This window comes from Methylobacterium sp. BI1, from assembly GCF_056680125.1.
The window spans coordinates 3,521,554-3,535,027 of the sequence record NZ_CM155267.1 but is presented as its reverse complement, the minus strand read 5'-3'; the positions used below and the strand labels follow the sequence as shown (position 1 = coordinate 3,535,027).

The window sequence follows — 13,474 nt, the reverse complement described above, 5'->3', positions numbered from 1 at the left end:
TCCCGCTCGTGTCCGCTCACAGCAATTGCCCGATGGTGTCGAGGAGCTTGCGCTGGTCGAAGGTCTGCTTCGTCAGGTAGGCGTCCGCCCCAAGGTCGAGGCCGCGGGCCACATCCTCGGCATCGCCGCGCGAGGTCATCAGGATGATCGGCAGCGTCGCGAAGGCTTCCTCGGCACGCAGGGCCTTCAGGAGCCCGAATCCGTCGAGACGCGGCATCTCCACGTCGGCGACGACGAGATCCACGGGTTCAATGCCCGCCCGCAGGCGGTCGAGTGCATCCTGGCCGTCGACGCAGACGACGACGCGGTATCCCGCCGCTTCCAAGATACCCTTCTCCAAGGTTCGCGTGGTGATGGAATCGTCCACTACGAGGATCGTCGAACGTGGCGCCTGCGCGATCGTTCCGCGGCTCCCGGTGGGTTGCGGTGCCGCGACCGACCCAGCCTCGGCCGCCCGTGCGACCAGCCCCTCGGCATCGAGGACCAGGGCGGGCCGGTCCCCCGGGAGGATCACGGTCCCGGTGATCAGCCGCGGATCGGTCCCGATCGGCGGGGCCGGCAGAACGCGCAACGTCGTCACGTCCGACAGTGTATCCACGGCCAGGACGCACCGGCGCCCGTGGCCGCGGAGCAGGATCGCCGGGCAGGTGGCCCCAGCCTCCTCCGCACGATCCGGCAGGCCGAGAAGGCTCGCCAGATCCAGCACCGGCACGCTGACGGAGCCGCCGCCGATCTCCACCTTCGCCACGGTGCGACCCATGACCTGCGCCAGGTCGCCGCGATCCAGGCGCAGCAGGCGCTCGGCCGAAGCACTCGGGATCGCGTAGGTGATCCCGCCGGCGCGGACGAGGAGCATCGCCCGGCGGGCGGCCGAGAGCGGCAGCGCCATGACGAGTTCGGTGCCGAAGGGGTGGCGTGGCAGGAGGCGAACCGTGCCGCCGAGCCGGCGCGCCGCATCCGCCACCACCGAGAGACCGATGCCGCGTCCCGAGAGGGTGTCGACGGCGGAGGCAGTGGAGAAGCCGGGCTCGAAGACCAGGGCGAGGAGCGCTTCGGGCCCGGGATCGGCGTCGGCCGCGAGCAGGCCCCGGCGCCGTGCGGTTTCGGCGATGGCGGCGAGGTCCGGCCCGCGGCCGTCATCGTGGACCCGGACGACCAGGCGTCCCCCCTGGACCTCGACGTCGAGGCCGATGGCCAGGGCGTCCGGCTTGCCGAGGCGTCGGCGTGTCTCCGGGGGTTCGGCGCCGTGGCTCAGGGCGTTGCGCAGGGCGTGCAGGACGGGGTCCTTGAGGACTTGGAGCATCCCGCGATCGACCGGCAGGTCCAGGCCGCGCGCGGTCACCGTGATGGCGCGGTCCGCCTCGCGTGCATGCTCGCGCAGGGCCCGCGCGAAGCCCCCGAAGGCGGTCTCGGCCGGGACCAAGGCGAGGCGCTCGGCCTCGCCGGCGACCCGGGTCATGGCGCCCTCGACCGAAGACGCGAGGGCGCTGCGAACCCGCGCGAGGTCGGCGGCGTCGCGCGCCAGGGCAAGAAGCCCGGTCTCCAGCGCCCGCGCATCACCCTGCGGTTCCGATCCAGTGGCGCCGCGCCGGCGCTCCGCGAGGCGGGCGAGGTCGGCGGCCCGGCGGCCCAGGCGGGCGATGCCCTCGGCCAGGACGGCTTCGCCCCCGAGGGCGCTGGCCAACTCGTGCGTGGCCCGAGTCAGCGCTTCGACCGCGTCCGCGGGTACCCGCAGGAGTGTCTGGGCGACCTCGGCCGGAGCCTCGGGCGGTACGGGTTTCGGATCCGGAGCGGTCGGCGGAACAGAGGCAGCGGCCGGCCCCGCGGCTGCGACCGGGTCCGGCACCCGGTCCGTCTCGGATGGCGCGGCAGCCTGCGGATCCAGGGCGCGATCCAGCGCCGCGAGGGCATCGGCCGGCATGTCCGGCCCCGCCCCGTCGGTCAGCCCTGCGACGTAGGCCTCGATCCGGTCGAGGGCGAGGTGCACGGCGGCGGTGGCGGTACGAGGGAGCCCGCCTTCCTGCGCCACCACGCGCTCGAACAGGGTCTCCAGGCGATGGGCGACGGCCTCCACCGCCGGCAAGTCGACGGCCCGGGATGCTCCCTTGAGGCTGTGCGCGCGCCGGAACACGTCGTTCCAGTCGGGCGCGCGCTCGCCGTCCTCGTCCCCGAGAGCGGAGCGGATCGCGTCGATGTGTTCGCGGTGCTCGACCTCGAACGCCGCGAGTAGAAGCTGGCGAATGTCCATCCGTCGCCTAAGGCCGCCCCAGGGTTGCGTCGGGATCCGAACGTCCGGAACCCGCGCGAAGCCATTCGTCCATCATGCGTTTTTCGCGAAACCGGAGGACCCGGAAGCGCGAATTCCTTGTCAATTACCCTGTCAGTGCCGGTAGCGCTCGGCGAGCGTCATCAGGGCCTGGGCGAGTTCGGTAAGATTGGCGGAGGCCGCCTCGACCTCGCGGGTGCCGGCCGCCGTCTGCTGGCTCGCCTGCCGGATGTTCTGCAGGGCGCCCATCACCTGCTCGATGCCGAGCTGCTGTTGATTCGTCGAGGCGACGATCTGCTGGAAGGTCTGGACGCTCTCCTCGACCCGGGCGGTGATCTCCTCGATAGTCCGCTGGGTGGTGTCGGAGCGGGCCTTGCCCGTGGCCGCGCGCTTGACCGCCTCCTCGGTGAGCATGACCGAAGTGTTGATGCCGCGCTGGATCTCGCCGAGGATCGTCCGGACCTGACCGGTGGCCGCCTTGGCCTGGTCGGCCAGGAGCTTCATCTCCGAGGCGACCACCGCGAAGCTGCGCCCGCTCTCGCCGGCTGCCGCCGCCTCGATGGCGGCGTTCAGGGCCAGGAGGTGGGTCCGCTCCGAGATGTCATTGACGGTGGTGATGATGTCGCCGATCGCCTGGGTCTTCTCGGAGAGGGCGACGATGTTGCCGGCCACCGCCTCGGCCTGCTCCCGGATCGAATCCATGGCCCGGGCGGTATCCGCCACCGCGCGCAGGCCGGCGCGGGAGGTCTGGGCCGTCGACTGCGCCGTGGCGATAACCTCGCCGGCCCGCTTTCCGATCTGCGCGCCGGAATGGGTGATCTCGTCGACCGTGGCGGCGGTTTCCTGCACGGCGGCGAACTGTTCCTCGACGCTGGCCGCCTGTTCCTGGGCGGAGGCGCGGATCTCGGCCGCCGCCGCATTGAGGTCGGAGGTGGCGACCCGGTTGGTCCGGGCGAGGTCGGCGAGGCCGGCCACCATACGGTTGAGGGTACGTCCGAGACGGCCGATCTCGTCCTTGCCCCGCGCCTCGAGGGTTCCCGAGAGGTCGCCCTCGCCGACCCGCTCCGCGAAGGCCATCACCTCCTCGAGGGGCCGCACCACGGCCCGGCTGATCAGCAGGGTGATGAGAATGCTGAGAACGATGCAGGCGCCCAGCGTGAGCAGGATGGAGAGGCGGCTGCGCTCGTAGAGGTCGGCGACGCTGCGCTGGCCAGCGGCGATGCCCTCGTCGAGGGCGCTGCGGGTGCGGTCGATGTCGCTGAGGAACATCTCCTGGCTTCGGTTCAGCGCCTCGTTGCGGGCCTCGACCCCGTCCACGTCCTTGGCGGCGATCGAGGCGAGCTGCGCCTCGCTCGCGCTGCGCAGCTCGCGCAGTTCGGCCACGGCCTCGATGGCGACGGCGTTCACCTTGCGCCAGGCGAGGCTGCGCTCTTCGGAGACCGACCGGGCCCGGTAGCCGTCCGTCGCGCGCACGAGTTCGGCGAGGATTGCCTCGGCCTCGGTGGCGGACCGGCGCCAGGAGGCGGAGCCGTCATCCCGCTCCGGGCCGCCTCGCGCCCGCATCAGCAGCGCGATGATCGCGTTGCGGCGCTGGAGGCCCATGTCGCGGGCCTTGTTGGCGAGATCGTCGAGCTGGCGCGCCACCGTGAGGTCGCGGGTGACGATGCCGTCGGTCGTGTCGCGCACCACGCCGATCTGCCCGAGGGCGTAGAAGCCGAGCGCCACGATGACGATGGTGATGGCGACGAAGCCGAGGAGGATGCGTTTTCCGATCGAGATCGACACGAGGGGCTCCAGGCTTCGGGAAATCGTCCGAGGCCGGGGCAGGGCGCCCGGGCCTTGGCAGCACGCGTGGTCTCACCGCCGGAGCGGTGTCGGGGCGGGGACGGTCACGGCAGGTACCGGCGCAGCAGGCGCGGCAGATCGACGACGACGAACCCGGGTTCCCCATCCGGTCCGGCGCCGGGCGGGGCATAGCCCGAAACCGCCTCCGTGCTCAAACCCGCCCCGGCGAGGGCTGGAACGTCCGCCGCCTCGGCGATCTCGGCCACGCCGAGGACGCGGTCGACGGCGAGGGCGACCGGAACCCCCGCCCCCCGGAGGAGGACCACGTGGCCCTCGTCGCTCGCGGAGGCGCCGCGTCCGAGGGCGCGGGCGAGAGCGATCAGGCTGACGACGCGACCGGAGATGGCGATGAGCCCGAGAATTGCCGCCGGGGCGCCTGGCAGGGGGGTCACCGGCCGAGCCGGCAGCACCTGGGCCACCTGGGCGAGGGCGAGGGCGAAGCGGTCGTCGCCACAGGCGCAGACGAGGAAGGCCCGCGTCGGCCCGGTGGCCTCCGCCATCCCCCGTCCCCGCCGGGCGAGCAGATGGGAGCGTTCGGCGCGCAGGGCCTGCAGGCGGGCGGCGGGGGCTTCGGCCCGGGTCTGCGTCACGGCCCTTCTCCTGTCACGCCGGCACGGGCCAGGGCGGCGCTGCGCGCGATCTCATGGGGGCCGAGCCCGTCGCCCTCGGCCACCAATGCATCCGGCGCCAGGGATTGGGCCAGACGGATCGCGTTGTCGAGGGCCCGCACCGCGTCCGCGCGCCGGCCGAGACCGATCATCAGCAGGCCGAGCTGGTAATGCGCCATCACGAAGGCGCGGTCGAGGTAGAGCGCCCCCCGCCAGGCTCGCTCGGCCTCGGCCTCGCGCCCCAGGCTGTGGGCGAGGAGGCCGTCATAGTAGTGCAGGACCGGATCGGTCGGCGCAGCGCGAAGCGCGACCCGGACCGCCCGCCAGGCCTCCGCAGTCTCGCCCGCATCGGCTAGGGCCCGGATGCGGCTGAGATGGTCCGATCCTCCCGAATAGTCCGGGGATTCGACGGCCGCGGTGCCGTGGACCTCGGTGGTGGCAAACAAGGTCGCGTCCAGCAGCCCTGTTCCGGACGAACCGGGCTCGGCCGCCTCCGGCGGGCCGAGGGCAGGCACGCGCGCGGCGACGGGGGCGGGCTCGGGGACGAATTCCGGCATCCAGGCCGTCGGCGGAACGACCGGAGGATTCGCGCCCCGTGGCCGATAAGCGACCGTTCCGGGCAGGTTCACGGGCTCCAGCATCGCCGCGATGGCCGGGTTGGGCTCGGCATGCCCGATCAGGAGCCAGCCCTCCGGGGTCAGGCGCCGGCCGAGGGCGCGCACGATGCCGAGAACGGTGTCGGCCTCGAAGTAGATGAGCACGTTGCGACAGAGGATGAGGTCGAACTCCGGCAGGGGCGGCGCGGCCCGCCCGTCGAGGAGGTCCATCAGGTTGCGCCGCTCGAAGCGCACCATCCGGCGGAATTCCGGGCGCAGGGCAAAGGTGCCGTCGCGGCCCGGTCCCGCGACGGCCGGGCCCGGCACGAAGTAGCGCAGGCGCTCGCCCGGCGGCAGGGTCCGCAGGGCCCAGCGTCCGTAGATCCCCGCCCGCGCGGTCTCGAGGGCCGCGGTGCTGATATCGGTGCCGAGGATCGAGACCCGCCACTCGGGCAGGGCGGTTCCGAGGAGTTCGTGCAGCAGAATGGCGATCGAGTAGGGCTCGGCCCCGGTGGAGCATCCGGCGCTCCAGACCCGCAGCGTGCGCTCGGGGGCACGGGCAGCGATCAGTGCGGGCAGGATCGTGGTACGCAGGGCCGCGAACTGCTCGGCGTAGCGGAAGAAGAAAGTCTCGCCGATGGTGATTTCCGCCTCCAGCGCCGCCCATTCCGGCCCGCCGGTCAGGCGGTCGTCGAGGCAGGCGGCGTAGGCCGTCGCATCCGCGAGGCCGAGCGCCCGGAAGCGCTTGCGCAGGCGGTCGAACAGGAGATCGTCCTTGTCGGCGTAGTAATGATGGCCGGTGCGGGCGATGATCCGGGCCTTGAGGGCCGGAAAACCCGGATCGACCTCCAGACCGGAGCGCGGCGGACGCGTCATGGGCGCAGCATGCGGGATGGCGGCCGGGTCAGGCGGCCGGCAGGGTGGCGAGGCGCTCGGCCGCCGCATCCGTCAGGGCCGACAGGCGCGCCCGCTCCTCTGCCGTCAGGAGATGGTCCAGGCCGAGCACGTGGACCAGCCCGTCGTCCCGGGCGATCTCGGCGACGACGCAGCCGTTGAGGGTCCGCTCCGCCGGGACAGGGCGGAGCGCCACCTCCTCGACCGTGATCAGGTCCTCGACGCGGTCGACCAGGAAACCGGTGCCCCGCGGCGCATCGAGGAGAATGTGCCGGTAGGCCTCTTCGGTGTCGCAGTGCGCGGCGTCCGTGCGCAGGCCGAGGAGCCGGGCGAGATCGACCACGGGCACCGGGGTTCCGCCGAGATTGAGGAAGCCCGCGAGCGGCCCACCCCCGGCCGGCGGCGCGTGGAGGTCCGGCAGCGGCAGCACCTCGCTCACCGACGCCCGCGCTAACGCGCAGGCGACGCCCGCCACGTCCAGGAGGAGAAAAGCGCTGGTCTCGGACAGGGGCGGGGATCCTTGTGGGCGGCGGGGACCGGACGCGATCCGACTTCAAACCTTGGACCTTGGCCTTGATAGGACGGCGATGCGGCGGGGGGCAAACACGAATCCGTGGACTCGGCCCGGTGCACGCCCTCGCGCAGCCGGCCAGCCGCCCTAAGTGAGTCTGACCCCGCCCGCCTGTGCCCACCGGGGGCTGTCCTTCAGGAGCTTGTGCATGTCCCGCCCCGCCCATTCCGTTCGGACCGCCGCCGTGGCCCTCATTCTCTTCGCGGCCTCCGGGATTGCTCGCGCCGAGGTTCCGGGTGCCGATTGGCTGACCCCGGCCCAGACGAAGCAGGCCCTGAAGAGTGCGGGTTACAGCGAGATCACAAAACTCGAAGCCGATGACGGCCACTGGGACGGCGAGGGCATCAAGGACGGACGACGCATGCGGTTCGACGCGGACCCGAAGACCGGCGCCATCCTTGGGGAAGTTCCGGTCGAGTAATTCGGCCCGGATCCGGCGCCCGTCGTCTGGGGATGTGCGACGCCTGAACCTGCAAGATCGTGCGACCCGGCGTTGACCGGTGTCGCTGCCTTCGGTAAGACACCCCACACGATTTTCGATTCGCCCTGTCGGGCGGACGAACGAGGCGGACAACGACGCGATGCGTGCCATCCTTATCGTAACGGAAGCGCCACCGACGGGGCGGACCTGACAGCAGGGTCCGCGATCCGAATGGTGGCGCATGCAGGGTCCCTCGGGGCCCTTTTTTATTGCCGTGACGCGCCGGACGACACGAACAGAACAGACAGTTTCAAGGAGCAGGACGATGGGCGGCGAGGTCATGACCGGGGCCGAAATGGTCATCCGGGCGTTTCAGGATCAGGGTGTCGACACGCTGTTCGGGTATCCCGGCGGCGCGGTGCTGCCGATCTACGACGCGCTCTTTCATCAGGAGACCCTCAAACACATCCTGGTGCGCCACGAGCAGGGCGCCGTCCACGCGGCCGAGGGCTATGCGCGCTCGTCCGGCAAGGTCGGCTGCGTCCTGGTCACTTCGGGACCCGGCGCCACGAACATCATCACCGGCCTGACCGACGCGCTGCTCGATTCGATCCCGTTGGTCTGCATCACAGGCCAGGTGCCCACGCACCTGATCGGCACGGACGCCTTCCAGGAATGTGACACGGTCGGCATCACGCGCCACTGCACGAAGCACAACTACCTGGTCAAATCGATCGACGACCTGCCGCGCATCCTGCACGAGGCGTTCTACGTCGCTGCCAACGGCCGCCCCGGCCCGGTCGTCATCGACCTGCCGAAGGACGTGCAGTTCGCGTCCGGCGTCTACGAGCGCCCGACCCAGAACGGCCACAAGACCTACAAGCCGGCGTTCAAGGGCGATCCAGCCCAGATCCAGGCGGCCGTCGAGCTGATGGCCTCCGCCCGCCGTCCGATCCTCTATACGGGCGGCGGCGTCATCAATGCCGGCCCACACGCCTCGGCCCTGCTGCGCAAGCTCGCCGCCGAGACCGGCTTCCCCGTCACCTCGACCCTGATGGGCCTGGGTGCCTTCCCGGCTTCGGACGACCAGTTCCTCGGCATGCTCGGTATGCACGGGACCTACGAGGCCAACCTGGCGATGCATGATTGCGACGTCATGGTCTGCATCGGTGCCCGCTTCGACGACCGCATCACCGGCCGTCTCGACGCCTTCGCGCCGTTCTCGAAGAAGATCCACGTCGATATCGACGCCTCCTCGATCAACAAAGTCGTGAAGGTCGATGTCGGGATCGTCGGCGATTGCGGCTCGGTGCTCGAGGACATGCTGTCCGCCTGGAAGGCCCAGCCGCGCCAGCCGGACAAGGCCCGCCTGGAGGATTGGTGGAGCAAGATCCGCACCTGGAAAGCGCGCGATTGCCTCGCCTACTGGCCATCGGGGACGATCATCAAGCCGCAATACGCCGTCCAGCGCCTCTACGAGGCCTGCAAGGACCGCGAGACCTACGTCACCACCGAGGTCGGGCAGCACCAGATGTGGGCGGCCCAGTACTTCAAGTTCGACGAGCCGAACCGCTGGATGACCTCCGGCGGGCTCGGCACCATGGGCTACGGCCTGCCGGCGGCCATCGGCACGCAGCTCGCCCACCCGGACGGGCTCGTGATCGACATCGCCGGCGAGGCGTCGATCCTGATGAACATGCAGGAGCTGTCCACGGCGGTTCAGTACCGCCTGCCGGTCAAGATCTTCATCCTGAACAACGAGTATATGGGCATGGTGCGCCAGTGGCAGGAGCTGTTGCACGGCTCACGCTACTCGCAGAGCTACTCCGAGAGCCTGCCGGACTTCGTAAAGCTGGCCGAGGCCTACGGCGCCAAGGGCATCCGCTGCGAGAAGCCGGGCGACCTCGACGCGGCGATCGCCGAGATGCTCGATTATGACGGCCCGGTGGTCTTCGACTGCGTCGTCGACAAGAAGGAGAACTGCTTCCCGATGATCCCGTCGGGCAAGGCGCACAACGAAATGCTGCTGTCCGACTACCTCGGCGAGACCGGGGTCGAGATCGGCGACGTCATCTCCGAAGAAGGCAAGATGCTGGTCTGAGCCTCCGGACCCATCCTGACGCATCCGGACCGGGCGCCGCGCGCCCGGTCCTTTTCCGATCGGCCCCGCCGGGCCACACACGACACGCCATCGCAGACGAAGATCCGGGGCACGTTATGAACGCCATGAACACGCACTATCCCGATGCCGGTCGGGTCGAGCCGATCAACCGGCACACCCTGGCCGTCATCGTCGACAACGAGCCCGGCGTGCTCGCCCGGATCTCGGGCATGTTCTCGGGCCGCGGCTACAACATCGAGAGCCTGACGGTGTCGGAGACCGAGGTGGCGCGCCACCTTTCCCGCATCACCATCGTCACCGCCGGCACAGACGCGGTGATCCAGCAGATCAAGGCGCAGCTCGACCGCCTCGTGCCCGTGCACCGGGTCGTCGACCTTACGCTGCAGGGCAAGGCCCTCGAGCGCGAGCTCTGCCTCGTCAAGGTGGCGGGCACCGGCGAGCACCGCACCGAGTCGCTCACCCTCGCGGCGGCCTTCGGCGCCAAGACCCTGGACGCGACCCTGAACTCCTTCGTGTTCGAGGTCACCGGCACCACCGAGGAAATCGATCGCTTCATCAGCCTGATGACGGTGATCGGCCTCGTGGAGATCTCCCGCACAGGCATCGCCGCAATGGGACGCGGTGCCGAGCCGATGTAGGATCGGCCGCGAAGCCACCCCGAGGCGGCGGTCTGCGGCAAAACGGAACACGGGGACAGCGCCGGAGCCGGGAATCGGATGACGCGCGCTTTCTCCGGCTCATCGCCTCGATGCCGAATTCGTCCTCGCCGAAGGCCGCGGGACGTTTGCGGCCCTGATCGGCATCACGTGGAACGGGCCAGAACTCCTATGACAACCCTCTACTACGCCCCCGGCGCCTGCTCGCTCGCTTCCCACATCGCCCTGGAGGAGACAGGCGCAGCTTTCGAGACCGTGTGGCTCGACCTCGCCAAGGGCGACCAGCGGGCGCCCGCCTACCTCGCCGTCAACGAGCGCGGTCGCGTACCGGCGCTGGTGGAGGGCGACTGGGTGCTGACCGAGAACACCGCCATCCTGCGCCACATTGCGCGCGCGCATCCTGGGGCCGGCCTGTGGCCGCAGGATCCGCGCGACCAGGCCCGGGTCGACGAGTGGCTCGGCTGGCTCTCCACCGGCCACCACATCGCCTACGCGCATATCCGCCGGGCGGAGCGCTACACGAACGACGAATCGGCTTACCCCGGCATCCAGGCCAAGGGCGCGGAGACCTGCGGCGACCTGTTCACGATGACCGAGGTCAAGCTGTCCAGCGGCGGCTGGGCATTGGGCGAGGCCTACAGCGTCGCCGACCCCTACCTGCTGCTGTTCTGGACCTGGGGCCGGGGTCCGGCGCTACGCTTCGACATGGCCGAGCGCTTCCCCGCCTGGACGCGCCACGCCCGTGCCATGGCCGCGCGCCACGCCGTGCGCACCGTGTTCGCCCGCGAGGGCCTGACCCTGCCCGAATAGGCAGCCGACACGGATGTTACCCCTTGTCCGAGATGCCGAATCGGACTAGGACCCCGCGTACCGTACGGTACGGTACTGGTTTTCGGATCGGCATGAGCGCGACGGCCACACGCGACGAGACGGTGCAGGAGGCGCCTTCGGCCCGCCAGCAGGCGGTGCTCGATGCCGTGCTCGCCCTCCTCGTCGAGGAGGGGGACCAGCTCACGATGGACGCGGTGGCGCGCCGGGCGAGCTGCTCGAAGGAAACTCTCTACAAGTGGTTCGGCGACCGCGACGGCCTCCTCACCGCCACGGTGCGCTGGCAGGCCTCGCGGGTCCATGCCGGCCGCGATGCGGACGAGGCCCTCGACGCCGAGACCCTGCGCGAGCGGCTGCTCGATTTCGCCGTGAGCTGGCTCGACGTCATCGCAGGCCGTACCTCGGTGGTGCTCAACCGCATCGCTATCGCGCATGCCGGCTCGCGCAAGGGAAACCTCGGCGCCATCGTGCTGGCGAACGGCCGCCTCGCCATCGGCGCGCGGGTCAAGCCCGTCCTGGAGGCGGGACGCGCCGCCGGGCTCCTGGCGTTCGAGGACAGCGAGACCGCCTTCCGGACCTTCTTCGGCCTGGTCGGCCGCGACATCCAGATTCGGCTCCTCCTCGGCGACGCGCTCGACCTCGACGCCGCCGAGATCCGACGCGACGCGGCCCGCGCCGTCGACCAGTTCCTGGCCCTGTACGGCCGGGCCCGTTCCTGACACCCCACGAGAAGAGGATACATTCCATGCGGGTCTATTACGATCGCGACGCCGACCTCAACCTGATCAAGGGCAAGAAGGTCGTCATCGTCGGCTACGGCAGCCAGGGCCACGCCCACGCGCTCAACCTGCGCGATTCCGGCGTCAAGGACATCGTCATCGCGCTGCGCGAGGGCTCGGCCACCGCCAAGAAGGCGGAGCACGAGGGCTTCACGGTGATGTCGGTGGCCGAGGCCGCCAAGCAGGCCGACGTCGTCATGATGCTGACCCCGGACGAGCTCCAGGGCGACATCTATAAGGAGTCGCTCGAGCCGAACATGAAGCAGGGCGCCGCCCTCCTGTTCGCCCATGGCCTCAACGTGCACTTCAACCTCATCGAGCCCCGCAAGGACCTCGACGTGCTCATGGTCGCCCCGAAGGGCCCCGGCCACACCGTGCGCGGCGAGTACCTGAAGGGCGGCGGCGTGCCGACCCTGATCGCCATCGCGCAGGACGCCTCGGGCAACGCCCACGACCTCGGCCTGTCCTACGCCTCGGCCAATGGCGGCGGCCGCGCCGGCATCATCGAGACCACCTTCAAGGAAGAGTGCGAGACCGACCTGTTCGGCGAGCAGGCCGTGCTTTGCGGCGGCCTCGTCGAGCTGATCAAGGCCGGCTTCGAGACCCTGGTCGAGGGCGGCTACGCCCCCGAAATGGCCTACTTCGAGTGCCTGCACGAGGTGAAGCTCATCGTCGACCTCATCTACGAGGGCGGCATCGCCAACATGAACTACTCGATCTCGAACACCGCCGAGTACGGCGAGTACGTCACGGGTCCCCGCATCGTCACGCCCGAGACCAAGGCCGAGATGAAGCGCGTCCTCAACGACATCCAGTCGGGCAAGTTCACCCGCGACTGGATGCTGGAGAACAAGGTCGGCCAGACCTCGTTCAAGGCCACCCGCGCCAAGCTCGCCGCTCACCCGATCGAGGAAGTCGGCGCCAAGCTGCGCGGCATGATGCCGTGGATCTCCGAGAAGGCCCTGGTCGACAAGGCCAAGAACTAAGACGGGATCGGGAGGTCGGCATCGTCCGGCCTCTCCTATCGAATCTGGCCGGCGTCGCTGAGAAAGCGGCGCCGGGTTTTTTTCATGGGCGACCCGGGGCCACGGCGCCCGCGCAGGGCCGCGGCGCAGAGGCGTCGGCGGTTGTGATCCGCGGCGTTTCCCGCGATCATCGCCCGCAACGGCCGCCCGGATGAGAGCGGCCGAAACGCGGAGGACCCCCATGGCATCGCTCTACTACGACGCGCACCGCGCGCTGCAGGAGGAGTTCAAGACCGTCAAGCTCGCCGAGCGCCTGGACACGGGCTGGGTCCAGGAGCGGATCGGCGACACCGAGGCCGCCTTCATCGGCAGCCGCGACATGTTCTTTCTCTCGACCGTCGATCCCGACGGCATGCCGACCGTCTCCTATAAGGGCGGCAGCCCCGGCTTCGTGAAGGTGCTCGACGGCACCACGCTGGTGTTCCCGGGCTTCGACGGCAACGGCATGTGGTACTCGATGGGCAACATCGAGGGGCAGTCCAAGGTCGGCCTGCTGTTCATCGACTTCGAAACCCCGCTCCGGGTCCGCGTCCAGGGCCATGCCCGGATGCTGCGCGACGATCCCCTGATGGCCGAATACACGGAAGCCAAGTACCTCGTCCGCGTCGAGGTCACGAAGGCCTGGATCAACTGCCCGCGCTACATCCACAAGTACCAGAAGGTGGCGCAGAACCGGTACGTGCCCACCCCCGACAAGGAGACGCCGCTCGCCCTCTGGAAGCGCCTCGACATGGTCGCCGACGTCATCCCCGAGGCGGACAAGGCCCGCGTTGCACAGGAAGGCAAGATCGAGCTGCCCGAGTACGAGGCCCGGGTCGCCCGCGGCGAGAGCTGACACGGACAGCGCGCCCTCTCCCTCCGCC

The 13,474-nt window shown here is 70.1% G+C and carries 12 protein-coding genes; 7 read left to right on the top strand and 5 right to left on the bottom strand.

Features of this window, described 5'->3' with window-relative positions; translation table 11 throughout:
* Positions 1 to 16 precede the first annotated feature (16 nt).
* The 5 genes from AC1MGR_RS16660 to AC1MGR_RS16640 form a co-directional block, all read right to left on the bottom strand.
* Positions 17 to 2,248, bottom strand: coding sequence for a hybrid sensor histidine kinase/response regulator (locus AC1MGR_RS16660; RefSeq protein ID WP_480232305.1), 2,232 nt, complete (start codon positions 2,246 to 2,248; stop codon positions 17 to 19).
* Positions 2,249 to 2,380: 132 nt separating this feature from the next.
* Positions 2,381 to 4,051, bottom strand: a complete 1,671-nt coding sequence (locus tag AC1MGR_RS16655) for a methyl-accepting chemotaxis protein (protein WP_480232304.1) — start codon at positions 4,049 to 4,051, stop codon at positions 2,381 to 2,383.
* A gap of 104 nt (positions 4,052 to 4,155) precedes the next feature.
* Positions 4,156 to 4,701 (bottom strand): chemotaxis protein CheW, encoded by a 546-nt coding sequence (locus tag AC1MGR_RS16650; protein WP_480232303.1) that lies wholly within the window; start codon positions 4,699 to 4,701, stop codon positions 4,156 to 4,158.
* Entirely contained in the window at positions 4,698 to 6,191 is a 1,494-nt protein-coding gene (locus AC1MGR_RS16645) for a CheR family methyltransferase (RefSeq protein ID WP_480232302.1), read from the bottom strand. Before AC1MGR_RS16645 ends, AC1MGR_RS16650 begins: the two co-directional genes overlap by 4 nt.
* A gap of 28 nt (positions 6,192 to 6,219) precedes the next feature.
* Positions 6,220 to 6,690 (bottom strand): chemotaxis protein CheW, encoded by a 471-nt coding sequence (locus AC1MGR_RS16640; RefSeq protein WP_480234822.1) that lies wholly within the window; start codon positions 6,688 to 6,690, stop codon positions 6,220 to 6,222.
* A 238-nt stretch (positions 6,691 to 6,928) separates the two neighbouring features.
* Between AC1MGR_RS16640 and AC1MGR_RS16635 the strand changes: the two genes are divergently transcribed.
* The 7 genes from AC1MGR_RS16635 to AC1MGR_RS16605 all read left to right on the top strand — a co-directional run bounded on the left by AC1MGR_RS16635 (position 6,929) and on the right by AC1MGR_RS16605 (position 13,446).
* Positions 6,929 to 7,201, top strand: coding sequence for a PepSY domain-containing protein (locus AC1MGR_RS16635; RefSeq protein WP_108037297.1), 273 nt, complete (start codon positions 6,929 to 6,931; stop codon positions 7,199 to 7,201).
* Positions 7,202 to 7,526: 325 nt separating this feature from the next.
* On the top strand, positions 7,527 to 9,302 hold the full coding sequence (locus AC1MGR_RS16630; RefSeq protein ID WP_480232301.1) for an acetolactate synthase 3 large subunit: 1,776 nt from the start codon (positions 7,527 to 7,529) through the stop codon (positions 9,300 to 9,302).
* Positions 9,303 to 9,418: 116 nt separating this feature from the next.
* The gene (ilvN, locus tag AC1MGR_RS16625; RefSeq protein WP_055949365.1) at positions 9,419 to 9,961 is read left to right on the top strand and encodes an acetolactate synthase small subunit; all 543 of its coding nucleotides are present in this window, start codon (positions 9,419 to 9,421) and stop codon (positions 9,959 to 9,961) included.
* A 189-nt stretch (positions 9,962 to 10,150) separates the two neighbouring features.
* Positions 10,151 to 10,789 carry a glutathione S-transferase family protein gene (locus AC1MGR_RS16620; protein ID WP_480232300.1) on the top strand — a complete coding sequence of 213 codons (639 nt, stop codon included), beginning with the start codon at positions 10,151 to 10,153 and terminating at the stop codon, positions 10,787 to 10,789.
* Positions 10,790 to 10,881: 92 nt separating this feature from the next.
* Positions 10,882 to 11,526, top strand: coding sequence for a TetR/AcrR family transcriptional regulator C-terminal domain-containing protein (locus tag AC1MGR_RS16615; RefSeq protein ID WP_480232299.1), 645 nt, complete (start codon positions 10,882 to 10,884; stop codon positions 11,524 to 11,526).
* Between the two features lie 26 nt (positions 11,527 to 11,552).
* Positions 11,553 to 12,572, top strand: coding sequence for a ketol-acid reductoisomerase (gene ilvC, locus AC1MGR_RS16610; protein ID WP_056219936.1), 1,020 nt, complete (start codon positions 11,553 to 11,555; stop codon positions 12,570 to 12,572).
* A gap of 220 nt (positions 12,573 to 12,792) precedes the next feature.
* Positions 12,793 to 13,446: a pyridoxamine 5'-phosphate oxidase family protein gene (locus AC1MGR_RS16605; protein WP_480232298.1), complete on the top strand. Its 654-nt coding sequence runs from the start codon at positions 12,793 to 12,795 to the stop codon at positions 13,444 to 13,446.
* Positions 13,447 to 13,474: the final 28 nt, after the last annotated feature.

Bases quoted from the DNA above. Each gene is read 5' to 3' on its own strand.
- AC1MGR_RS16660 (WP_480232305.1), bottom strand. From the start codon at position 2,248: ATGGACATTCGCCAGCTTCTACTCGCGGCGTTCGAGGTCGAGCACCGC.
- AC1MGR_RS16645 (WP_480232302.1), bottom strand. From the start codon at position 6,191: ATGACGCGTCCGCCGCGCTCCGGTCTGGAGGTCGATCCGGGTTTTCCG.
- AC1MGR_RS16635 (WP_108037297.1), top strand. From the start codon at position 6,929: ATGTCCCGCCCCGCCCATTCCGTTCGGACCGCCGCCGTGGCCCTCATT.
- AC1MGR_RS16630 (WP_480232301.1), top strand. From the start codon at position 7,527: ATGGGCGGCGAGGTCATGACCGGGGCCGAAATGGTCATCCGGGCGTTT.
- ilvN (WP_055949365.1), top strand. From the start codon at position 9,419: ATGAACGCCATGAACACGCACTATCCCGATGCCGGTCGGGTCGAGCCG.
- AC1MGR_RS16620 (WP_480232300.1), top strand. From the start codon at position 10,151: ATGACAACCCTCTACTACGCCCCCGGCGCCTGCTCGCTCGCTTCCCAC.
- AC1MGR_RS16615 (WP_480232299.1), top strand. From the start codon at position 10,882: ATGAGCGCGACGGCCACACGCGACGAGACGGTGCAGGAGGCGCCTTCG.
- ilvC (WP_056219936.1), top strand. From the start codon at position 11,553: ATGCGGGTCTATTACGATCGCGACGCCGACCTCAACCTGATCAAGGGC.
- AC1MGR_RS16605 (WP_480232298.1), top strand. From the start codon at position 12,793: ATGGCATCGCTCTACTACGACGCGCACCGCGCGCTGCAGGAGGAGTTC.